At 67.6% G+C, this 23,554-nt stretch carries 17 protein-coding genes; 5 read left to right on the top strand and 12 right to left on the bottom strand.

Annotated features, from left to right (window positions below; genetic code table 11):
* Positions 1–13: 13 nt before the first annotated feature.
* From AC5W7N_RS08620 to AC5W7N_RS08660, 9 genes are all read right to left on the bottom strand, one after another.
* Complete coding sequence (locus AC5W7N_RS08620; RefSeq protein ID WP_195020059.1) at positions 14–559, bottom strand: hypothetical protein; 546 nt, start codon at positions 557–559, stop codon at positions 14–16.
* A 62-nt stretch (positions 560–621) separates the two neighbouring features.
* Positions 622–1,227 (bottom strand): SUKH-4 family immunity protein, encoded by a 606-nt coding sequence (locus AC5W7N_RS08625; RefSeq protein WP_195020058.1) that lies wholly within the window; start codon positions 1,225–1,227, stop codon positions 622–624.
* Positions 1,224–1,655: a hypothetical protein gene (locus tag AC5W7N_RS08630; protein WP_495923486.1), complete on the bottom strand. Its 432-nt coding sequence runs from the start codon at positions 1,653–1,655 to the stop codon at positions 1,224–1,226. The genes AC5W7N_RS08625 and AC5W7N_RS08630 overlap by 4 nt, the downstream gene beginning before the upstream one ends.
* Before the next feature lie 118 nt (positions 1,656–1,773).
* On the bottom strand, positions 1,774–2,325 hold the full coding sequence (locus AC5W7N_RS08635) for a hypothetical protein (RefSeq protein ID WP_495923487.1): 552 nt from the start codon (positions 2,323–2,325) through the stop codon (positions 1,774–1,776).
* 64 nt (positions 2,326–2,389) lie between these two features.
* Positions 2,390–2,656 (bottom strand): hypothetical protein, encoded by a 267-nt coding sequence (locus AC5W7N_RS08640; RefSeq protein ID WP_163815281.1) that lies wholly within the window; start codon positions 2,654–2,656, stop codon positions 2,390–2,392.
* Positions 2,653–3,405 (bottom strand): TNT domain-containing protein, encoded by a 753-nt coding sequence (locus tag AC5W7N_RS08645; RefSeq protein ID WP_163815283.1) that lies wholly within the window; start codon positions 3,403–3,405, stop codon positions 2,653–2,655. The genes AC5W7N_RS08640 and AC5W7N_RS08645 overlap by 4 nt, the downstream gene beginning before the upstream one ends.
* 27 nt (positions 3,406–3,432) lie before the next feature.
* Positions 3,433–3,834 carry a hypothetical protein gene (locus AC5W7N_RS08650; protein WP_495923488.1) on the bottom strand — a complete coding sequence of 134 codons (402 nt, stop codon included), beginning with the start codon at positions 3,832–3,834 and terminating at the stop codon, positions 3,433–3,435.
* Between the two features lie 67 nt (positions 3,835–3,901).
* Entirely contained in the window at positions 3,902–4,378 is a 477-nt protein-coding gene (locus AC5W7N_RS08655; RefSeq protein ID WP_194990076.1) for an SUKH-3 domain-containing protein, read from the bottom strand.
* A gap of 2 nt (positions 4,379–4,380) precedes the next feature.
* Complete coding sequence (locus AC5W7N_RS08660; protein ID WP_495923489.1) at positions 4,381–11,160, bottom strand: glycohydrolase toxin TNT-related protein; 6,780 nt, start codon at positions 11,158–11,160, stop codon at positions 4,381–4,383.
* Here AC5W7N_RS08660 and AC5W7N_RS08665 point away from each other — a divergent pair.
* Positions 11,150–11,311: a PLP-dependent transferase gene (locus AC5W7N_RS08665; protein ID WP_495923490.1), complete on the top strand. Its 162-nt coding sequence runs from the start codon at positions 11,150–11,152 to the stop codon at positions 11,309–11,311. The genes AC5W7N_RS08660 and AC5W7N_RS08665 overlap by 11 nt on opposite strands.
* Before the next feature lie 325 nt (positions 11,312–11,636).
* Positions 11,637–12,476: an alpha/beta hydrolase family protein gene (locus AC5W7N_RS08670; RefSeq protein ID WP_495924059.1), complete on the top strand. Its 840-nt coding sequence runs from the start codon at positions 11,637–11,639 to the stop codon at positions 12,474–12,476.
* Positions 12,477–12,505: 29 nt separating this feature from the next.
* On the opposite strand, the gene AC5W7N_RS08675 is transcribed toward AC5W7N_RS08670, so the two are convergent.
* A complete protein-coding gene (locus AC5W7N_RS08675; RefSeq protein ID WP_495923491.1) occupies positions 12,506–13,780 on the bottom strand; it encodes a lipase family protein in 1,275 nt (424 codons plus the stop codon).
* Between the two features lie 126 nt (positions 13,781–13,906).
* Here AC5W7N_RS08675 and lexA point away from each other — a divergent pair, with 126 nt between their 5' ends.
* Together lexA and AC5W7N_RS08685 are read left to right on the top strand one after the other, a co-directional pair.
* Complete coding sequence (gene lexA / locus AC5W7N_RS08680; protein WP_163816904.1) at positions 13,907–14,551, top strand: transcriptional repressor LexA; 645 nt, start codon at positions 13,907–13,909, stop codon at positions 14,549–14,551.
* A gap of 145 nt (positions 14,552–14,696) precedes the next feature.
* Positions 14,697–20,693, top strand: a complete 5,997-nt coding sequence (locus AC5W7N_RS08685) for an amino acid adenylation domain-containing protein (RefSeq protein ID WP_495923492.1) — start codon at positions 14,697–14,699, stop codon at positions 20,691–20,693.
* Here the strand turns inward: AC5W7N_RS08685 and AC5W7N_RS08690 are convergent.
* Positions 20,666–21,562, bottom strand: coding sequence for a bile acid:sodium symporter family protein (locus tag AC5W7N_RS08690; RefSeq protein ID WP_194992446.1), 897 nt, complete (start codon positions 21,560–21,562; stop codon positions 20,666–20,668). The two genes, AC5W7N_RS08685 and AC5W7N_RS08690, sit on opposite strands and share 28 nt — an antisense overlap.
* A gap of 380 nt (positions 21,563–21,942) precedes the next feature.
* Between AC5W7N_RS08690 and AC5W7N_RS08695 the strand changes: the two genes are divergently transcribed.
* Entirely contained in the window at positions 21,943–23,217 is a 1,275-nt protein-coding gene (locus tag AC5W7N_RS08695; protein WP_163816953.1) for an MFS transporter, read from the top strand.
* Between the two features lie 19 nt (positions 23,218–23,236).
* Here AC5W7N_RS08695 and AC5W7N_RS08700 read toward each other — a convergent pair whose 3' ends face one another.
* The gene (locus AC5W7N_RS08700; RefSeq protein ID WP_163816907.1) at positions 23,237–23,551 is read right to left on the bottom strand and encodes a DMT family transporter; all 315 of its coding nucleotides are present in this window, start codon (positions 23,549–23,551) and stop codon (positions 23,237–23,239) included.
* Positions 23,552–23,554 lie beyond the last annotated feature (3 nt).

Genomic DNA, 23,554 nt, shown 5'->3' on the forward strand with positions numbered 1-23,554 from the left:
GCATCTGTTCCTGCTAGAACTCGAACGTCCCGGTCGGCGGCCACATCCCGTTCTGGCGGCTGCGGGCCTGCGCCCATCCCGTCGCTTGTCTGCAGGTGACGTGGGTCGCGCGGGTGTCCGTGTGATACCGGAGGCTGTGTTTGTTGATCGTGAGTAGGCGTTGCACTGGCGGTTCCGCCGGCGGCACCGTCAATGATTCGGCCTGGACTCGATATTCGATCTCCGCCGGGGTCTCCCTTGTCCGCTCGATGTGCACCCTCCACGTCGCCGGATACACCTGGTAGCCCTGCACCGGCCGGCCCGTCCGGATCGCTTCGTCGTACATTTCCCCGATCGTTTGGGGCGCCAGACTCGAGTGAGCCGTGATAACCCCGGTCTGCCGGTTGACGACGTAATTCCCCAGACCCACACCCTGGCCGCTCGCCATCTCCTCTGGTGTAAGGACTTCCTGCGCTACCCAGCCGTGTTCGGTCGGAAGAACCCAGAACGTGCGATTTGTTCGGAGAGCGCCCGCCAGGTATTCCCGCACCTGCTCCGGCGTTTCGAACCGCCCCACCATGTTCCGTCCCCCTCCTGCTCGTCCCAGTGAAACCTATTGTGCACGAAAACTTTCGCACCTAGCTATTGCTGAGCTCGGGAACGTCGATACATGTCGGCTACTTGCTTGTGCGGGAGATTCGGCCAGAGCGACAGACTGCCGGTTTGTCTGTCGATTACCCCTACTCCACCGCCGGCTCGTCGCGATCTGGGACGACGTGGTGTCGATTCGCTGGTAGGTGTTTCCTCGATCGCCGGTACCAGCGGATAGACCACGAACCCCTCGTCGAACTCGTACACTCCGCCACGACCTGGCTTGCCGGAGGTGGCGCGGCCCATCCACTCGTCGGCGATGGCTTGGGCTTGATAGATGTCGACCGGTCCGGCGCCGGGCCGCGGTGCAGGCTCCATGCTTCGGGGGAGGAGCGGGATAGCGACCCCCTCCACCCTCGGGACCGCGCCACTTTCGCGTTGCCGGTAGATCTCCAGCGCAGCGTTCTCGGCCGTCACCGGTGTTGCTTCTGGATCCTCGGCGGGATCTGATATTTTCACGGCTTCCCAGGTGCCGGCCGGGCCGAAGGATTCGGTGCGGCCGCCAGGGATCTGACGCAGGATGCCGGTCCTCCCGGAGGCGTTGCGCCGGGCGAAATACGAGACCAGCTCGGAACCTGCTGATACGAACTCGGTCAAAGGGTGGACCTGTAGCTGAACGACGGCGGTTGCCCGGCATCCTGTCTCGCGAACTCGTCCTCCCACATCTTGAAGGTGCGTTTGTAGAGGGTGGTGATAAGTGCGAGCTCGTCGGGGGTCAGTTTGCGTTGCTCTTCGTGCCTGCGATCAAAGGTTGCCTCTATTGTTTCGTACAAGGCGAAGATCGGCCCTTCGCCGCGGAGGTAGTGCATGCGAAGCTGCTCGGTAGCGCGAATGAATTCGCTCTCGGAACCGATAGTTGAAATGTCACTTTCTGTTCGGGCGCCGAGAATGGCTTCGACTATCTCGATCGATGCTTCCTCGAACCGGCCGGTCCGATTGTTGAGGATGATGCCGACATCGCGCCCATCAGGAGTCTTTTCGAGTCTGACCGAGCGGGCGAAATACCTGAAGAAGCGCGGTTTCATGGTCCAATCCGGAGGTGCGGGCGGTTATGACTCTCCCGACCTCGGTGCCAGGCCAGGAGCATCAATCTGGTAGGGATTACAGGCCGTCGAGCGGGCAGGTCGAGGGAAATGTCGGGACCTACGGTCCACCGATCTCGCCGGCCGCAGCCTCGCTCACGAGTATCCGTCCCGATTCCGGCCAGAACCCATGCTGGTTCAGCCTCTCGACCAGCCAAGATGTCACGGCTGTGGCGGTCGTCTCCGTCGGTTGATATCCCAGGGCGCCTTTCTCGATGACCAAACGGAACTCGTGCGGCGGCCGGCGGCGCGGTAGTTCGGTGACGAGGTATTCGATGCGGTCAGCGTTCTCCGTGATCCGCTGGAGGCTTACTCGCATCAACGGCGGGTGGACCTGACCGCCCGCGGGTGATCGCCCCGTCCGCATTGCTTCGGCGTAGTCTTCGGCGATCTTCGGACCGGGCCAGCTCGGATACTGATGCACCACGCCCGTCTCGGTGTTGACGACGAGGCTGGTCATTCCGATCGTTTGGCTGAACGTGATGTGCGGTCCCGGTTGCGGGCTGCACAGCCAGCCATGCTCGATCGGGCCGATGCGGTAATCCCGATCGGGGCCGAAGATTTGTTCCAGGTAGTGCTGGACCTGCTCGATTGATCGAAATGGCGGCGGCATCAGACGACTCCTGGACTGCATGCGAATTGTGGTACGAGCCAACCGGGTTGGGTGTGACGGCGGCTCAGCTCCGATTGAGTATGTCGGTGACCAGCATTCGCCCGCCGAGCAGGCGGAGGGCGGCGAGGCGGGAGTTGGCGCGGCCCAGGTTCTGGGTTCGGCAACCGCGTTCGTAGTAGAACACATCCCACCAGCCGTCCTCGGCTTCGATCATGCACCAGGCTTGTTCGCGCAATCGGCCCTCGGACACCAGCGAACTCGGAGTTTCGACGTTGGAGAACTGGGCCAGCTGGCTGGTCGGGTCCTGGGGAAAGAGCCCAGCTCCGGTCATTGTGCGATCTCCTCGATGAATTTCGAGCCCACCAGGTCGACGACGGGCATGAGGGTGAAGTATTGGGTGCCGCCGCCGGGCTGGCCGAACCATGGTGCGACCGGGCCCGCCCACACCGCCGTCTCGCTGATCACTCGCCAGCGGCGATAACCCGAATGCGCGTAGTCGATCGGGAGCGAGCGTTCGACGAAGGGCGTTCCCATGTCGTACATCAGACGGGTGTACGTCGAGCCGAACGAGTCCAGAATGCGGCCCGGTTGGAGCCGGATCGGTGCCCGGCCCGTCGGGTCGGCGAATCCGTCCGGGTGTTGTTTCGGATCCGGCCAGATCAATCGACGGACGCCCATCGGCAGTGTGCGATCCTCCGGCACGACGAACCGTTGAACCCAATCATCTTCGGTGAACTCGCCGAAAACGCCGCCCGCATCATCGTCCAGCAAAGCCTGCACGGCTGGATGCGAAATCGGCGCACCGCCAAGCGCACCCGCGGTCCCTCTGCCAGGAGCCAGCGGCTGCGACCCGTCGAGTCCGCCGCCGATCATGCCGAGCATGCCCCAGCACGCGGCATCCTGCCGGGTGTACACGCACCGATCGTGCCGGCCGCCGCGTTCGTACCAGAAGACCTCGAACGTGCCGTCGTCCTCTCCGGGCACCAGGCAATAATGATCGTCGGCCAACCGGCCGATCGAGTAGATAGATTCGGGTACGCGCAGCCCGCGCAGGATCATCCCGAGCTCGTTGTAATCCACGTCCTGCCCTCTCCTCAGCCTGCCGACTCAGCCCAGCAGCTTCTCGAACTCGCGTTCCGCAGCCCGCAGCCCATCCCGATCGAGAACCCCAGGAGCGAAGTTCCGTTCCCGCACATGGGCAATGAACTCGGCAGGCACCTCCACCCCGTACTGCCGCACAAAATACCCCCAATACGAAGGCCACGCCCACGTCCCATCGGTCGAATAACCGATCGACACTACCCGTTTCTTGCTCGGGTCCAAGGGATCATCGATCGACGCGGTAACCCAGAGAGCGTTGGATTGATCCAGGTACGCAGCCAGGGGTGCGCGAAGATCCTCGTCCAGCACACCGACCCGCTCCCGCAGGGGTACCTGCTCGAGCGGCGACTCATCGTCGGCGTCATCGAGTTGTGCGACGACTTCATCGAAATCGGGCAGTATGTACATCGCTCAGGTCTCCTTGTCGGATCGTGCCAAGTCTTCCGTATGCGCATCCGCCGTCGTCGAGCGGATACTATTCACCACTGCGGAACTCGATTATCGTTTCTGGCCATTTGTGCCGGCGAATTGCTAGATCAAGCGCGTCGGGAAAATTGTCGCCCAGCAGCCGAATGCCACCGGACCAATCTTGTAGTACAGATCCGTTCTCCGCGATGAGTAACGCACTTTCCCCTCCGCAGTCGGCCAGCGGCGAAAGCATCTGGCCCAAGCGGGATTCGATCCCTTCGTATCGCTCGCGCATGCCATCGCCGACCTCCATGGGGTCGAACTGAATCCGGGTGCCGGCGTACAGCGCTCCCTCTATGCGCTGTGGCGGGATTACGAGACCTCCGAAGCTCGTGATGACATCTATCGAATATTCCGAGAAGAAGAATCCCTGATCCCTCAACTCTTCGAGCCACGGCTGTGCGTTGAATTTTCGCTCAGGTGTCCATCCCGCCGCGGTCACGACTTCGGATGTTGTGCGGGTTGGCCATGCAAAGTCTGTCATTTCTACCACCTGATCTCGAGTAGTCCCAGAAGGTAAGAGTCTCCCAGGCATGGCTGTCGCCATTTCCCATGGTTCGACGAGTTTCGGCCTCTGATCTGGGCGGCGGAGCTCATTGCCCCTGCCAGGTCCGAGAGCTTGTAGCCTGCTCTGAGTGCTTGGGTTATGCAGTCTAGTTCTGCACATTGCCATGCGAACTGAGACTGGTTCTCCGCAGGGATCGACTGAATTACAGCTTCGAGTTCGGGGAACTCGGTGATGTCGATGGACCTGTTGCTCGCGCCCGAGAACATTGTGCCATCCGGCAACTGTAGGGCAGCTGCCATTCGCGGATCACCTTCCTTTGGCGGCCGCGGCATGCGATCAGCCATCTCGATTGCGGCAGTGCGTACGGCATCCCATTCGGAACCCGTCGGCTCCGAGTACTGTGCGTCCGGCGCAGGGGTGCGGTCAGCGGGCAGCGGGCTACCTAGGTGGTCGACATTGGAAAGCGGCCTGGGGGAGTTCGAGCTGGCCGGTTGGTCGGTGGGTTCCGGCGATGTACCCGGCGAGTGTTGCTCTGTGGCTGCGGCAACCGCCGTGGGAGGTGTCGGCCGGAGTGCTTCGGAGGGATCCGCACCAACGGGACGAATTTCTGTTGGTGACGACGATGCATGTGTCGCGGTGTTGCCGGCCTCCGATTGTGTGCCCGCGACATCGGATCGTTCTAACTCTTCCACTCGCCCATCTGGATGGAACCGATGGAATGTGTTGGGCAGATCCGGGACTCGCGACGGGTGGAGGGTGCGGCGAAGCGCTCGGTCCACACCCAGCTCCCCGGATGCATTGATGTAGAGATACCCGTCCGGCGCCACGACCGGGGCATTGAGGCAGCGCGCGAGCCGCGAGGCGAAGTTTCCGTCGAGGTGACCCGTGTTGCATGACAGTAGACGGACCGGAGTGCCGGGCTCGTAGTCTGCGCGATGGCGGATCAGGTTCGCTAACTCGCGCGGAGTCATTGGCCTGCCGTCCGTGGTGTCCATGGAGATCGAGTTCGGCGTGCCGTGAGCAATCACGTCGTAGTGACCTGGTAGCGGTTCCAGCTCGCGCGCGTATCGGTAGAACCGATCGTTTTCGTCCATGAGCGAGAAGCCGGGATGGCCGTCGTCGAACGGATGGGTCTGCGCCTGCGAGCCCGATTCGGAACCGCTGCCGGAATCTTCTGCGGTCGAAAAGTCGTGGCTACTGCCGGGCGCACTCATGTCCAACGGTGTTGGGGGGACCTCTCGTAGATATCCGCCCGCGATAAGAGCCTGTACCGATACTGGTAAATAGTGCTGGGTGCCGAGCCCTGCCTCTCCCATTTGCGGAGCGATCGGTCCTCGCCAGACTGGCAGAGGGCGAATCACCTCGTATTGGTGGTACCCGTTATCGAGGTTGGTCGGGGGTAGCGCACGTTCGGGATACGAGACGCCGGGCGGCGAGGTGAACCTGCCCACCGGCGGCCCGAAGCGGTCGATCACCTCACCGACCGGCAGGACCACCGGGTGTCGATCGGTCGCACTGAGGAAGCCCTCGGGGTGTGTAGTCTTATCCGCCCACATCAGGCTGCCATCCGGATTGGTGATCGAATCCATCCACGCGTCGCGACCGAGACCATGGTACGGATCGAAGCCATCCGGGATCAGCGACTCGACGGCAGGGTGGTCGCGGTCGACGCCCGGTGCAGTCGGCGGCCACGCACCGGTCCTGTCCCGGTAGTCACTCGCGCTCTTGTTCAGACTTTCCTGGATCTCTTTCAGGCGTTTCAGCTCGGCTGCATCCATGTCCGGATGCACCAAGTCGTCCGTCGGTACCGGGTCACCATTCGGCTGGAAGTATTGCTCGCGCGGAAGTGATGGGTCCGGTGTGGACTGGCCCGCAACCGGTGCGACGGATTCTCGAGCGTCCGCCGGTGATGCCGGGGCTGTCTTGGCAGGCATCTCAGGGCCGGAGTCGCGGCGTGGAGTTGACTCGTCCGTCCGACGTGTGGAATGGCTTCGCTCGACTCGAGGCGGCGCGTCAGGAAGTCTGCCTTCCGCGCGATCGCGGCTGGGTGGTACGTCGGTTCCTGGCGTGGTGCTCGGTGCAGGCGCGGTGTGGGAGGGGCCGGGCCGGGCTGCCTCGGCTGAGGCGCTGCTGGTTGGCGGCTCGGCCGGCTTCGGCCCTGCGGTGGTGTTGTGCTCGGTGGGTGCGGTCGGTTGGGAGCCCTGCGGGGCTGAGGCAGGAGAAGATGCGTCCTCTAGAACTCGAATGTCCCGGTCGGTGGCCAGGTCCCGTTCTGACGACTGCGGGCTTCCGCCCAGCCCATCGCTTCGCGGCACGTCACGTGAGTTGCTCGGGTGTCCGTGTGATAGCTGAGGGTCTGTTTGTTGATCGTGAGCAGGCGTTGGACCGGCGGCTCCGTCGGCGGCACCGTCAGTGATTCGGCCCGCAGCTGATACTCGATCTCCGCGGGAGTCTCCTTCGTTCGCTCGATGTGCACCCTCCATGTCGCTGGGTAGACCTGATAGCCCCGCACCGGTTGGCCGGTCCGAATCGCTTCGTCGTACATTTCCCCGATCGTCTGGGGTGCCAGACTCGAGTGCGCCGTTATCACTCCGGTCTGCCGGTTGACCACGTAGTTCCCCAGGCCCACTCCCTGGCCGCTCGCTCTCTCCTCCGGTGTCAGGACTCCCTGTGCCACCCAGGCGTATTGGGTCGGCAGTACCCGGAATTTGCGATCCGTTCGGAGCGCCCTCGCCAGGTACTCCCGAACTTGTTCCCGCGTTTCCAATGTTTCCGGCATGTGGTCCTCCATTTGCATCAATTGGGATGAAGATCAGTGAGCATGCGTTTTGATATAGCGACGCGGGTGGGGAGTCGGACGTTGTGCCGTGCTGAGGATCCCACCACACCGGTCCGCTGGCACCAGGCGGGAAGACGATGACAGTAGAGTGCCCACCGTCGATTACCGGTCGACCATTCTCGTCGAACTCCCAGTTTCCGTTGTCATCCAGCGAGGGCCAGTAGCTGTTGACCAACGCGGAAGATCCAGGTCCGAGGGACGTGATGTACGCGTGCAGAGACGCGTACTGCTCAGGTATGGATTGATTGGTGCTTTCGTAGGTACTCCACGCGCCTCCGAGCCAACGCGCGGCTCGTTGCGGCCCGTGACGCTCGCCACCCTGCTCGTCGATGCTGCCGTCGGGTAACCGATCAGGAAACCTGGGTGCGGAGACCTGGGGTGACCCATAGAACGAGGACAGCGCTGACACAGCGCAGTCGAGGCAGTTATTGCTACGTCCTCGGAAGTCGGGGCCGCCGTCGTTGATCAACCTGCCGTACGGATGGGTTCGGGGGTCCGCGCCCGTGGTGAACTGGTTTCCATCGCGCAGGGAGTCTTCGACATCAGCCTGGAATTGCGGGCTTTCGATGTAGTCCAGGCGGAGTGGGCCTTCGATCCTGGTGTCAGCCGGATTGCTGAACCGGGGTCCGGTGTTTGCCGAGGCGATGTCATTGCTGATCTGGCGCAGTTCGTCCGGGGAAAGCGTGGGATCTGCGCCGGTTGCGGTGGGCATCAGGCCCATATGCTGGCGAATGTTGTCAGTGAGAGCTTGCTCGGAATCTCTGAGCGACCACGTAGTGCGATTGCCCTGATGTCGGTGGCTCGTATCGGCTCGCAGGTGCGCATCGGAGGGGTCGTCGGTGAAGACGACGTCGACGAGGAGTCGGTCGTGACTGAGCAGTTGGGGCGCGGTGTTCAAGGACCGGTCGACCGCTTGCTCGGTTCTGGCCATGAGCCGACGCATGTCATCTGGCGTCACTCCGGTCCCCGGCGTGAGGTGGACACGGATGGTGACCACGGAGACGTGCTCGCCGGATGCGAGGCGATGGCGACGTACGTCGTAGGAAGGCCGCCCCCCGGTGTAGCGGGTGCCGGTTGCCGCTACCGGTGTGGTCCGACCATCGATCGGCGGTTGGTTGCGGAAGAACTCGCGGGCAGCGCGCGCCTGTTCGGCCGGTGTTTGTCGTGGTGGCTGGTTGCGAGGCGGCGTGTTGAGCTGCGGATGACGCGAAAAAGGTTGTGCGCCTGCCGGATTGTGGCTCGGGTTGCTCGCGCGGCCCGGATCGGGTGCGCGATTTTCACGGGGCTGATCCGGGGTGAGGGCGGAATTCTGAGGAGTTGTCGATGGGGGTGTGGTCGGGTTATGTGGCGTGCTTTGGGCAGCTGTATTGGTGCCGTTGGGATGAACTGCCGGAGCAGTAGATTCGGGGGTCGATGGGTACGACAGGTTGTTCGCGGGCTGGTTGTGGGACGCCGACCCGTGGTTGGGATCGGTCGTGTGGGGCCGGGCTGGTGCGAAGGGGGCGGGGCGGTCCCGGGTTGGAGTCGAAGGAGATTCGCTGCGGGTGTGGTGGGGAGGAGGGGTGGATTCGGGGGCGCGGGCGTCCGGGAAGGTCGGGGTCGGGCGCTGCTGGTTCGGAGGGAAGGGGCTCGGAGAGTGGGCGGTGGAGTCGCGGGCGCTGTTCGCTTGGTCCCGGGCAGGGTTGGGCCACCAGCTCGGGAGCTGGGTGCGTGCCCGGTGGGCTTCGAGGTTGGTGAAATCGTGGAGATCGGCTGAGGCGGTGTCTGTTGGTGCTCCGGTGGCAGGGACGCCGTCATTGAGTGACGGAGTGGAGCCCGAAGAGTCGCCGGGTTCGGTGCGAGAGGGTGCGGTGGGCTCCGAGTTGGTTGCTGTCGGATCGGGGCGGGTGTGGTCCGACGCGGGCGGGTGTTGCTCGGGCGGCGACGCGGTCTCGGGTGGGTTGGCAGCGAGTTGGGCTCGTTCGGCTTGGAATTCGGCTTCGGTGGGTTGGTAGCGGCCGATGTGGGGGTTGTATTCGCCGGCGAAGAAGGGGTCGCGGGGGATGGGGCGGCCGTCGTTGAAGTGGGCTACGTATTTGTGGATGGTGGGGTCGTAGCCGGGACGGTGGGGCGCGGGATCGGTGGGGTTCGCGGGCGTGGTTCGGCCGGCATCGGAGTCAGGGGCGGTGGACTGAGGTGCGCTGTGGTCCGGCTCCGGGGTGTGGGGAGCGGGAGAGCCGTCTTTCGGGTTCGGGCCGGGGGAGGTGGGGGCTGCGTTCGAGGTCGGAGCGGGGCGCGCGGAAGAGGGGCGGCCGCTCTGCGGGCTCGGGCCGGGTTGGGTTGTGGGGGTTGGGGTTTGGGCCGGTTGGGTGGCGGGGTTGGCCGGCGGGGTGGTTGCAGAGTTGGGGGTGTTCGCAGGGGGTGTGGTGGTGGGCTGGGTCGTCCCATCGAGTGTTGGAGCGGTGGCGGATGCTGCCGCAGTGGTGCTCGTTGGTGCGGCGGGAGCGGTGGCGGGTGCGCCGACGGTCGGTTGGGCGGTGGGGTCGTCGTTCGTCGGTGGGGTGCGGTTGGGTCCGGTGGAATTGTCCGGCTGGGATGCGGACTGGGGTGGGGTGGTCGTGGATCCGGTGGTTGACGTGGGCGCGCCCAGACTCGACGGTGTGCCCGTGCCCGTGCCCGTGCCCGTGCCCGTGCCCGTGCCCGTGCCCGTGCCCGTGCCCGTGCCCGTGCCCGTGCCCGTGCCCGTGCCCGACTCGCTGGAGGAGTCCTGGGTCGGCGCGCTCTGGGGATTGGAATCGGTGGTCTGGACTGGCAGGTCCAGTGGGGTCTGGGGTGCGCTCGGCGCGGGATCTTGTGGCGGGAGGTCGAGGGGGCTCGAATCCGGGTTCGCGGGTGCGGTGGACTGGCCCTGGTCCGGGAGATCGAGGGGGCTCGGGTCGGTGGTGGTGGGGGACGCGGGTTGGTCGGGGAGGTCGAGCGGGCTCGGCTGGGGGACGCCCGGCTGGTTGTCCTGCGGGGGCAGGTCGAGGGACGTGGGGTCCTGGGAAGGCTGCGTGGATTCGGGTCCGGGCGAGTCCTGGGTGGGCAGGTCGAGCGAGTTCGGTTGGCCGCCGGTGGACGGCTCATCGCCGCTGCGGCCGTTGTCGCCGGTGGTCTGATTGCCCGGGTCGTCCGCTGCGGTCTGCTGGGGCTGAGCAGGTGGTTCGTTGCCAGCGGGAGAGATTTGGGGAGACTGCTGGCTGGGATTGTCGGCACCGGTGTTGGCAGGGTCGCCGGTAGCTGCCGGATCGGTGTCGGCGGGAGGCTCGTTGCCGTTGCCGTTGCCGTTGCCGTTGCCGTTGTTGACGGAATCGTCGGTGCTGTCGGCGTTGGCGGGTGCGGTTTGGCCGGGTTGACGGTCGGTGTTTTCGGGGGTGTCGTCGCTCCCGTGGTCGTTGGAGCCCGTGGGGTTGGCCGGGTTGCGGGCGCCATCGTTGCCGGTGGGGTCGCCGGTGGATGCCGGTTGAGTGTTGGCGGGAGGCTCGTTGCCGTTGCCGTTGCCGTTGCCGTTGCCGTTGCCGTTGCCGTTGCCGTTGCCGTTGGGGTTGTCCGAGCCGCCGTCGTTGCCCGTGTTGTTGGCGGGGTTCTGGTTCCCGCCGCGGTCGCCGTTGTTGCTGCCGCGGTCGCCGTTGTTGTCCCCGCGGTCGGAGTTGTCGTTGTTCTGTGGTTCGCGGTCGTTGTTCCCGGAGTCGGGGTCGTTGTCGGAGCCGCCGGGCCCGTTGCCGCCTGCTTCGTCTCCGCCGTTGTTTCCGCCGCTGTCGAGTTGGTTGTGGGCGGCGCCGGCGGCGGCGCTGGTGAAGGTGTCGGCGGATAGTTCGAATTCTTCGCCGGTGATGGCGGCCATGGCGGCTTGGGAGCCGATGTCGGAGGCGACTTCGGTGGTGTAGTCGGTGGCGATCATCCACCCCGCCTCCACCACCCACTCCCAACTCACCCCCGACCAACAACTCGCCGCCGGCGTCACCCCCGGCCTGGTCCGCCTCGCCGTCGGCATCGAAGGCATCGACGACATCCTCACCGACCTACGCGCAGGATTCGACGCGGCTCGATAGATCGCGCGCGCGGATTCGGTTGCGTCCACACCGAATCCGTTCCCCGCGAACCCGTATCGCGTACCGGTTGGTGAGGGGACCGGTGCGTCACCGGCTGATGCCGGTGTGACGGCCGCGGGAACACGCGGCCAACTGGCCGGGGCATCCATTCCGTCGGCGTACTGCCGGAAACCGGCGGGATGGACCCGGCCGAACCACGCGCGGATGCGCCCGCGAAGGCCCGGCTCCTGCTTGAATCCGAGGAGACCGGTCCTGGTCGGGCGCAAGGTGGGAGGTCGTGGTGCGGAAGGTTTCCTCGCTGTTCCTAGCGGCACTGGTCGCGCTGATGTGCGGATGTGGCGATGCCGGGACGACGGCGCCGCCGAGCACCTCACCCGCGGCTGTCGATCCCCTGCGGATCAGCTACGGCGAGGCCGACGACAACTTCGGCGATCTCTATCTCCCCGCGGGCAGCTCCGGCGACCTCCCGGTGGTCGTGCTCGTGCACGGCGGCGGCTGGGAACAGGTGCACGATCTGAGCTATACGGCGGTGCTGGCCGAGGATCTGGTCGCCCATGGTGTGGCGGTGTGGAATGTGGAGTACCGCAGGGTCGGCGGGGTGGGTGGTTGGCCGACGACACTCGCCGACGTCGACGATGCGACCGAGTCGCTGGCGACGGTGGTGCAGCAGCGCGCCGGTGGCCGGCTCGACCTGAGTCGGGTACATGTTGCCGGGCATTCGGCCGGCGGGCACCTGGCGGCGTGGCTGGCCGGGCGGCACACCATCGACGGCACCGATGCCCCCGGCGCCGACCCGAAGGTGCGTCTGGCCGGCGCGACCATCATGGCCGGGGTGCTGGATCTGCGCCTGGCCGCGATCACCGGCCACGACCGGTTCGTGCGCGATCTGCTCGGTGGCATGCCGGACGAGCAACCCGACCGCTACCGGATCGCCTCGCCCATCGAGCATCTGCCGGTCGGGCTGCCCGTCACCGTCGTCCACGGTGACAACGACGGCACTGTCTCGCCCGACCAGAGCCGCAACTACGCCGCGGCCGCCCGCGCGGCAGGCGATCCGGTCACGCTGCACCTGGTACCCGGCGGCGGTCACGCCGACTTCGGCGACGTGCATTCCGCGGCCTGGGCTGCCGCGAAAACCGCACTGCTGGACCGGCTCGGCGCCTGAACCGGCCCGCCCACGGCCTACGGACGGGTTCAGCAGGTCGTGGGCCCCGGATCGGCGCCCGCGGTGACCGCGACCAGCCAGGCGACCGTGGCCAGTTCGGGGACCAGCTCCGCGCTGATGTGCTCGGAGGCCGGAACCTTGTGGTAGCGCAGGTTCACCCCGCGCTCGCAGTAGCGGCGCACCACATCGTCGATGGCCAGTTCGGCGGGCAGCAGCTGATCGGTCCACGAATGCCACATCAGCAGCGGCATGTCCGGGGTGTTCGCCGGATGGCCGAGGCTCGCGTCCCGGAGCACCTGCTGGACCACGGGGTCCGACAGGGCATCCGGGGAGGTGAGGTACTCGCGCACCGGACGCAGCAGGGTGGTGGCGACGGTGGTGTAGAGGCAGCGGTCGGATAGATCCGCGGCGACCTTCTTGCCGTCGGGGGTGAGGTAGCGATCCAGTACGGCGGCCATCTCCGGGTATTCGCGGGCCAGGCCGAGGATCGCGAGCCAGCCGGTGAAGTTCGCCTGCGGTTGCGTGCCCGAGATCGCGAACGGTGCGATCGCGGCCTTGTCGCCCGGGATACCGCCCTGAGCGCTCGCGCGGACATTCAGCTCGGGTGCGTAGCCGCGGTGCTGTTCGGCCGCCGCCGCCGAGGCATTACCGCCTCCGGAATAGCCCCACAGGCCGACCGGCGCCGTCTCCAGACCGAGCCCGGCCCGCTGTGCGGCGCGGATGCCGTCGAGCACCATCCGGCCCTCCGCCGGCGACATGATGGCGTTGTTCTTTCCGTCGAAATCGGTGATCACCACCGCCGTACCCGCCGCAAGGAACTGGCCCAGCAGCGTCGTCTCCTTCATCAACCCGGCTCGCAGCGTGTAGGAGGGATTGCACTGCTGGCCGAGGCTGTCGATGGCTTCCTGATACGAGATCAGCGGGCGCGGCCCCGGGCCGAGCCACGGAATGCCCGGCATCAGCACCGTCGACGCCGTCGCCAGCGGTTCGCCCTGCGCGTCGCTGGAACGGACCAGCAGCTGGGTCGCGTGCACTGGAATGGGCACTCCGAGCAGATAGGTCTGCACGACCCGGGTCCGGATGACGTCGCCGTTGCGGTAACCGGCCAGATCGTCCGGGTCGGCGTACCACGGGTCCTGCTGCGGCGTCGGGAGCGGAATCGCCGGGTACACCTCGGCCTCGTTGGGCAACGGCGGCAGCGGGATATCGGCCGTCGCCGGTGCGGCGACGGCGCAGGTCGCCGCCAGCGCGGCCAGTGCGAGGCAGCGCGCGAGGCGACGGCCACGAGAGTGGTTGGGCAGCATGGATAACTCCGTTCGTCGCCTCCAAGCACACCGCGCGGGGGTATCGGCCGGCTATTCGCAAAGTCCAAGTCTTCGCCCCTGGCAGCTTGTGCATCTGCCCAAACGCAGCCCGTTTACCATTCCCGGGTGAGCGGATACGAGCATCTCGACACTTCGACGCTGCCGCCGCGGCAGCGTGACATCCTCGCCACCATCCAGCGGTGGGTGCTCGAGCGTGGCTATCCGCCCAGCACCCGCCAGCTCGGCGATGCGGTGGGGCTGCGGTCGGCGTCGTCGGTGTCGCGGCATCTGAAGGCCCTGGAGGAGAAGGGTTTTCTGCGTCGCGGGGAGGCGATGGCGCGGCCCATCGATGTGCGGCTGTTCCTGCGCGAGACCGAACAGCGGGTCGCGGCCGAAGGCACCGTCGCGGTGCCGGTCGTCGGTGACATCGCGGCGGGCGCGCCGATCCTGGCCGAGGAACACACCGACGACATGCTCACCGTCTCGCGCGAATTGGTCGGTCGCGGCACGGTATTCGGGCTGCGGGTGCGCGGCGATTCGATGATCGAGGCGGCCATCTGCGACGGCGACATCGTGGTGGTGCGCAGGCAGCAGGAAGCCAACTCCGGCGATATCGTCGCCGCCATGATCGACGACGAGGCCACGGTGAAGGTGTACCGGCGCCGCAACGGGCACGTGTATCTGGAACCGCGCAATCCCGCCTACGACGTGATCGACGGCGATCGCGCGGTGGTGCTCGGCAAAGTCGTGTCGGTGATGCGGCGGGTCTGAGCCGGGGCGCCCGCGCCGCCTGGTCGCGACTGCCGGAGATAGCGAACAGGCGGCAAATTTATCTGTTCGTGACCTGCGAGTGGATAATGAGCAAAGGCTAGGCTAACCTTTTGGCTTTGGTCCGCTAGTTGCAAGGTAGAGCGCGATGAGATCGTCCGGCGATGTCGGTGAATCCCTGCCGTTGACGTCGGCGCAGCGGGAAGTCTGGTTTGCCCAGCAGCTGCTGGGCGAGGTTCCGCTGACCACCACGCAGTACATCGACGTCGTCGGACCGCTCGACCGCGAGGTCTACCAGGCGGCCGCGCGGCAGGCGGCCCGCGAGCTGGGCGCCTACCTGCGATTCGACGTCGAGCTCGACGGCCAGGTGCGGCAGTGGATCGACTACGACCAGTACGACGAGATCGGCTACCTCGATCTACGCGACGAACCCGACCCCGAATCCGCCGCGAGCGCCTGGATGCGCGCGGACCAGTGCACCCCGTTCGACCTGCGCAACGACCCGCCGGTGCAGACGACGATCCTGCACATCGGCCCCGACCGGCACTTCATCTACGGCCGCGCCCACCACATCGCCCTCGACGGTTACGGCGCCATGCGGTTGCAGCAGCGCCACGCCGAGCTGTACGCGGCGATGATGCGCGGCCAGCAGCCGCCCGCAGGCACCGAGCACGCGCCCGCCGACCTGGTCGACGCCGATATCGCCTACCTGCACTCGACCCGGTACGAGACCGATCGCCGATACTGGGCCGACAAGGTCGACGGCCTGCCCGAACCGGTGACGCTCGCGACCAGGCCGGGGCCTCCCGCCGCGCAGGCCATTGTCGTGGGTGGCGCGCTCGAACCGCAGCTGCACACGGCGCTGGAGCGGGCCGCGGGCGCGACCGGAACCGCCGCCGTGCTGGTGGCCGCGCTGGCCGGATACCTCGCCCGGATGACGGGTGCGCCCGAGGTGACGCTGAGCCTGCCGGTGACCGCACGCACCACAGCCGTCCTGCGTCGTGCCGGCGGCATGGTGACCAATGTGGTGCCGCTGCGCGTGGGCACCGGGCCCGCGACGTCCATCGCCGAGCTGTTCGCCGCCGCGCGCCGGGAGTTGAGCGGGGCGCTGCGCCATCAGCGGTTCCGCGGCGAGGAGGTCGCCAGGATCGCGCGGCGCGGCCCGGACGCGGGCGGATTCGGCCCGGCCGTGAACATCATGAACTTCCGTGCCGGCGTCGATCTCGGCGCCGCGACCGGCACCCTGCACCTGCTGTCCACCGGGCCGGTGGCCGACCTCGCCCTCAACATCTACCCGGCCGCCGACACCGGCCTGCGGGTGGAATGGGAGGCCAACCCGAACCGGTACACCCGCGCGGAGCTGACCGCCCAGCACCGGCGTTTCCTGGACTTCCTGAGCGAACTCGTCACCGCACCCGCCGACAGCGCCGTGCATGCCGTCGAGGTGCTGCGGCCGCAGGAACGGCGGCGGTTGGTGCCCTGGCAGGGATCCGACGCGGTGCCCGCGGTGCCGATGGCGGAGCTGATCGCGGCGGCAGTCGCGCGTAATCCGGACGGCACGGCCGTGGTGCACGGCGATCGGCGCTGGACCTACGCGGAATTCGACGCCTGGACCGACCGGCTCGCGCGTGCCCTGATCGCCGCGGGCGCCGGACCGGAGACCCTGGTCGCGATGGTGCTGGAACGTTCGGCGGAATCGGTGGCGGCCGTGTGGGCGATCAGTAAGGCCGGTGCCGCGTTCGTGCCGATCGATCCCGGCTATCCGGCCGAGCGCATCGCGCACATCCTCGGTGACAGTGCGGCCCGGCTCGGCGTGAGCACCGCGGCGTTGCGGGCGGGCCTGCCCGAGTCCACCACCTGGCTGCTGCTGGACGATCCGGCGACCACCGCCGGAATCGACGCGGGACCGGTCACCGATGCCGAGCGTCGGACCCCGCTGGACCCGGCCCATCCGGCGTATCTGATCTACACCTCCGGCTCGACCGGCACACCGAAGGGCGTCCTGGTCACCCATGGCGGCCTGGCCAATCTGGCCGCCGAACGCCGCGACCGCTACGACCTGCATCCGGGTGCGCGCACGCTGCATCACGCCTCGCCCGGATTCGATATGGCCGTCGGCGAGCAGTTGTGCGCGCTCGCCGGCGCCGCCACCCTCGTCGTCGCGCCGCGGTATGTGGTGGCCGGCGAGGATCTGGCCGAGCTGATCCGCCGCGAATCGGTGACCAACGCGATCATCACGCCCGCCGTGCTGGCGACGCTGGACCCGGCGGCGCTGCCGTCGCTGCGGGTGCTCGGGGTCGGCGGTGAGGCCATCCGCGCCGATCTGGTCGAGGCCTGGGCGCCGGGACGGCTGATGCGCAACGGGTACGGCCCCACCGAAGCCACCGATATCGCCACCATCGGCGAACTGGTCGCCGGCCGTCCGGTCACCATCGGCGCACCGCTGCGCGGCTTCCGCGCACTGGTGCTCGACGCGTTGCTGCGGCCGGTGCCGCCGGGGACGCCCGGTGAGCTCTACATCGGCGGCCCCGCACTGGCACGCGGCTATCACGGTAAGCCGGGCCTGACCGCGGCCCGTTTCGTGGCCGACCCGTATCGCCCTGGTGAACGGCTCTACCGCACCGGCGATCTGGTCACCGTCACCGAAGGTCGCGATCCCGCGCTGACCTACCACGGCCGCACCGACTTTCAGATCAAGGTGCGCGGGCATCGCATCGAACCGGGCGAGGTCGAGTCCGTCCTGACCGCGCGCCAGGAGATCGCGCGCGCCGCCGTCACCGTGCACACCGACGAGCGCACCGGACCACATCTGGTGGCCTACCTGGTCCCCGCGCCCGGCGCGAGCGTCGACCTCGACGCACTGCGGGCCGAACTCGCCGACGAGTTGCCCGCCTATCTGCGTCCGGCCGCCTACACCGTGCTCGACGCGCTGCCGCTGACCGCCAATGGCAAGCTCGATACCCGCAGGCTGCCCGCACCGGTCTTCGGCCGCACCGGATTCCGCGCACCGGCCACGCCGTCCGAACGCCGGGTGGCGGCGGTGTTCGCGCAGGTGCTCGGCCTCGAATCGGTCGGTGCGAGTGCGGATTTCTTCGCCCTCGGCGGCACCTCGCTGACGGCGACACAGGTCGCGGCGCGGCTCGGCACCGGTGTGCGGACGATCTTCGACGCCCCCACCGTGGCCGGTCTGGCTGCCCGCCTCGACACCCGCGCCGATGACGCACCCGCGCCGGCGATGCGGCCGCGCCCGGAACGCATCGCGCCCGCGCCGGCCCAACTGCGGCTGTGGCTGCTCAACCAGCTGATGCCGGAATCGTCGGCCTATCACCTGCCGGTCGCGCTCGGCCTGCGCGGGCCGCTGGATCCGGTGGTGCTCGCGGCCGCGGTCACCGCCGTGCTGGACCGGCACGAGGTGCTGCGCACGGTCTACCCGGAGACGTCGGCGGGGCCCTATCAGCGAATCCTGGCGACCACGCGCGCGGCCGAACTGATCGACCTCGCGCCGGTAGAGGCCGAACGCCATGATCTCGATCGGCGGCTGTCCGAACTCGCCGGCGCACCCTTCGACCTCACGCGCGATCTCCCGGTGCGGATGCGGTTGCTCCGGCTGGACGCCGAGGAGCATGTGCTCGCGCTCGTCGCCCACCACATCGCCGCCGACGGCTGGTCGTTCGGCCCCCTGATCGCCGATCTGACCACCGCCTACGCCGCGCACGCCGCCGGACGCACGCCCGGCTGGTCCGCGCTGCCGGTGCAGTACGCCGATTACGCACTGTGGCAGCAGGATCGGCTCGGCGAGCGCACCGACGCCGACTCGATCGCGGCCCGTCAGCTCGCGTACTGGACTCGCACGCTGGCCGGGGCGCCCGCGTATCTGCCGCTTCCCGCGGACCGCGACGGCGCGAGCGAAGGCCCCGGCGGCACCGTCGATATCGAACTGCCTGCGGTGACGGACTCCGCTCTGGCCGAGCTGGCCCGACGCCACGACGCCACCGTCTTCATGGTCACCTACGCCGCCTATATCGCACTGCTGCACGAACTGTGCGGCAGCACCGATATCACGATCGGCACCCCGGTCGCGGGCCGCGGCCATCCCGCGCTGGACCATCTGGTCGGCATGTTCGTCAATACCCTGCCGGTGCGCGTCGCGGTCGAGCCGGGGGAGCCGTTCACGGCGCTGCTGGCCCGGGTGCGCGAGGCCGCGCTCGCGGCGTTCGACAATGCCGACGTCCCGTTCCACCACATCGTCGAGGCGGTGAATCCGCCTCGTGCCGAGGGCCGTTCGCCGTTGTTCCAGACCGTGTTCTCCTTCGAGAACCTGCCGGCGCTGCCGGCTCTCGAACTGGTCGGCCTCCGGGTGGAGGTGCTCGACATCCCGCGGGACACCACCCATTTCGAACTCGCCCTGACGGTCCGGCAGGCGCCGGGGCGCGATGGTCTCACCGCCGAATTCCGTTATGCCACCCAACGTTATGACCGGTCGACGGTGTCCGATATCGCGCTGCGGTTCCAAGAGATGGTGGCGCGCATCGTCGGTGATCCGGCGAGCGCGATCGGTGGGCCGCGACGAGCGAAGGATGGGCTCGCCTCCTCGGCCGATCGGCAACCGGTCGGAACAGCCGGTGCCGGGCCTGCGCGTCAGCCCATCGCCGACGCCGGCTCCGCCGCCGTGCGCGGGAACGCTGCCGCCGCAGGCGAACCCGGCAACCTGCCGACCACCGACCGCGAAATCGCCGTGGCCGCGGTGTTCGCCGAGCTGCTCGGCACCGACGAGATCACCCTCGACGACACCTTCTTCGACCTCGGTGGCACCTCACTGCTCGTCTTCACCCTGCGCACGCGGCTGGCCGAACGACTCGGGATCGAGGTCGACCCGCGCACGGTATTCGAGCAGCCCACGGTGCGGGCGCTGGCCGCTGTCGAGCCGGCCGCCGAGCGCGACGACCGCTGGGTCGCCGAACTCGTCGCCGACACCCGCCTCGACCCCGCGATCGATATCGCCGGCCTGGTGCCGCCGGTGGACACCGGCGACGTCCTGCTCACCGGCGCCACCGGCTTCCTCGGCGTCCATCTGCTGCGGGAACTGCTCGACCGCACCGATTCCCGCATCTGGTGCCTGGTGCGGGGCCGCGACCACGCCGACGGCTTGCGCCGGATCACCGCCGCGCTGGCCCGCTATCGGCTGCCCCACCACGATCTGGCCGACCGAGTGGTGGCCGTGCCCGGTGATCTGGAGCAGCCGCGACTGGGACTGAGCGAAGCCGATTTCGCCGATCTGGCCGCCCGGATCAGCGTCATCCACCACAACGGCGCCCGGGTCAACCATCTGGAGTCCTACGCGGATCTGCGCGCGGCCAATGTCGGCGGCACCACCGAGGTGCTGCGGCTGGCGACGACCGTCCGGATCAAACCGGTGCACTTCGTCTCCACCCTCAACGCCGTACTCGGCACCGAAACCAGCGGAGTAGTGCTCGAGGACAGCGACATCCCCGCCGCCGAGGTCACCAGACACGGCTATGTCGCCGCCAAATGGGTGGCCGAGCAGCTGGTGCTGGAGGCGGGTGCACGCGGCGTGCCCGTCGCGGTCTACCGGCCCGGCCTCATCTGCGGCTCGGTCGAGACCGGCGTGATGAGCGCCGACGATTCGATGTGGACGATGGTGCGCGCGGCCGCCCTGCTCGGCGTCACGCCGGACCTCGGCGATACCGCCGTTTCGCTCGCCCCGGTCGATTACGTGGCCCGCGCCCTGGTCGCCATCGCCAATACCGGCCTGCCGGACTCGGACCGCTATCACCTGGTCAACACCACTCCGACCCGGGTGGCCGAGATCCTCGACGGGCTGGTGCGGATGGGCTACCGCATCGATACCGTCGACGTGGACGCGGCGAAGCAGCGACTGGCCGAACAGGCCGTCGACCACGACGACTTGATGCGCGCGACCCTGCTCATCGGCAACTACGCCGATCTCGGCGATTCGGGCGTCGCCGATGTCATCCTCGACGACAGCCGTGCGCGCGAGGCCCTCGAGCCGGCCGGGATCAGCTGCCCGCCGATCACCTCCGAGGTCATCGACCGCTACCTCGCCGCCTTCCGCGCCGACGGTGTGCTGCCCGAGCCTCAGGAGGTCGAGCGGGTCTCGACGTAATCCGCCGTGGTCTGCTGCTTGCGTGAGCGTGCGAACGCCACGGTCGCGATGCCCGCCGGGATGTTCATCAAGAATCCGTAGACCGCGGCGGGCACCGCCATCGCGTCGTTGTTCAGCACCGTCGCCGCGACCGCGATGGCAAGGGCGGCGTTGTGCACACCGATTTCCATGCTCGAGGCGATCGCGTCCTCGTGGCGCACACCGAACAGCCTCGGCACGCCGTACCCGATGCCGAGCCCGATGGTGCACAGCAGCAGCGCGATCGCGCCGAGTTCGCCGACATGGTCGGTGAAGGCGTCGAATTCGGAGAACAACGCGGCGCAGACCACCAGCACCAGCACCACTCCCGAGCCGATCTTGACCGTGCCCTGCCTGCGCAGCGCCCACGCGGTCCACCGGTTGCGCACCCACATGCCCAGCGCGACGGGCACCAGCACGATGGCGAAGACCTGCAGGAATTTGGCCGGTTGCAGCCCGAGGCCGGCGCCGTCATCGAGGAAGACCGAATACGACAGGCCGACCACGACCGGCAGCGTGAACACCGCGAGCACCGAGTTGATCGCGGTGAGCGTCACATTCAACGCCACATTCCCGCCCGCGAGATGGCTGAACAGATTGGCCGACGAACCACCGGGGGAGGCGGCGAGCAGCATCATGCCGACCGCGAGCGCGCCGTCGAGCCCGAAGATCCGCACCAGCCCGAAACAGATGATCGGCATCACTACCAGCTGGCAGGTCAACGCGACGACCGCCGCCTTCGGATAGGTCACCACCCGAGCGAAATCGGCGACGGTCAGCGTCAGCCCGAGGCCGAACATGACGATGCCGAGAGCGATCGGCAGCGCGACCGCGAAAACAGTTGAGCCCATGCGCGTCCTTCCGAAGCCGGCCCGTCGGCCGCTCGCCGATGGTGTCATATCGCGATGCTCGGTGCCGTCCCCAGGACCGGAGAACTACTGTGACGCGCCCCATTTCAAGCCACTGTGTCCGGCGTCACATTTCGTCGCTGAAGCGCAGGTCGGCACGGCGGTTCTCCTACCGGGTCTGGGTAGCGGGGTGTTTACTGCCGACCGGGAACGGGTAACGAAGTTCTTCGTGTCGAGCCCTCGGCCACCACTGCCGCCGATGGGCTGATCGGATCAGTGCCGGTCGAGCCAGCAGGGGTGGTTCGGCGGCCGGAGAGGACGTGCTCGTGACGGACCGGACACCGGAAGCCGGGCGAATCAAGAGATCGGTCGCCGCGTCGGCGATGGGCAATGCCACCGAGTGGTTCGACTACGGCGTCTACGCCGCGACGGCCACCTACCTCACCGATGCGTTCTTCCCGGGCGACCTGGGGACGCTCGGCACCATGCTCGGCTTCGCCATCTCCTTCGTGCTGCGCCCGCTGGGCGGCATGGTGTGGGGCCCGCTCGGCGATCGCATCGGCCGCAAGGCCGTCCTGGCCACCACGATCCTGCTGATGGCCGCGGCCACCGGTCTAATCGGCGTGCTGCCCACGCACGGCCAGGTGGGTGTGATCGCCCCGATCCTGCTGATCCTGCTGCGGGTGATCCAGGGCTTCTCCACCGGCGGTGAATACGGCGGCGCCGCCACCTACCTCGCCGAATGCGCCAACGATCGCAAACGCGGTTTCCTCGGCAGCTTCCTCGAATTCGGCACCCTGGGCGGATTCGTCGGCGGCTCGGCCGTTGTGCTGGCCTGCCAGCTCGCCGTCGGCTCGGAGGCCATGCACGACTGGGGCTGGCGCATCCCGTTCCTGCTGGCCATTCCGCTCGGCCTGATCGGGTGGTATCTGCGCGCCAAGCTCGACGAATCCCCGGTCTTCACCGAGGTCGCCGAGAACCCGCACCCGCCCACCGGGCTGCGCGAGCTGATCAGCCACTACCCGCGTGAACTGCTCACCCTCGCCGGATTGGTCGTCGCACTGAACGTGGTGAACTACACCCTGCTCACCTATCAGCCGACCTACCTGCAGAAGACCATCGGCCTCGACGAGTCGACCACCACCACGATGATGCTGATCGGCCAGCTGGTGATGATGGTGTGCATCCCGTTCTTCGGCGGCCTGTCCGACCGGGTCGGGCGCCGCCCGCTGTGGCTGGTCTCGCTGGTCGGGCTCGCGGTGCTGGCGGTGCCGATGTATTGGCTGATGGGGGTTGGCACCGGCTGGGCCGTGCTCGGCTTCGTGGTGCTCGGGCTGTTCTACATCCCGCAGCTGGCCACCATCAGCGCGACCTTCCCCGCCATCTTCCCGACCCACGTGCGCTACGCGGGGTTCGCGCTCGGCTACAACGTGTCGACGGCGGTGTTCGGCGGTACCGCGCCGCTGGTGAACGAGGCCGTCATCGAATCGACCGGCTGGTCGCTGTTCCCGGCGTTCTACATGATCGGCGCCACCCTGATCGGCCTGGTGGCCTGGGCGTTCCTGCGGGAGACGGCCGGCACTTCGATCCGTGGCACCGAGGTGCCCGACGCGAACACCGACGAGATCCCGCTGCCGGTGCGGGTGGCCACCGCCTGATCCGCCTGATCCGGGGGCGTCAGTGGGCCAGCTTCAGGCCCACCACACCGCCGACGATCAGCACCAGCAAGCCGATCTTCAGCAGGGAGACGCTCTCGGTGCCGGTGGCCATCGCGTACACGACGGTGAGGGCAGCGCCGATGCCAACCCACACCGCGTACGAAGTGCCCACCGGCAGGGTGCGCATCGCGTAGGCGAGGCCGATCATCGAGAAGATGAGCGCGACGGCGAATACCGCCGAGGGAACGAGCCGGGTGAAGCCTTCGGATTTGCCGAGCGCGGTGGCCCAGACGGCTTCGAGAACGCCGGAAACGATCAGTACTGCCCATGCCATGGC

The sequence above is a fragment of the Nocardia sp. CDC519 genome, from assembly GCF_059509835.1.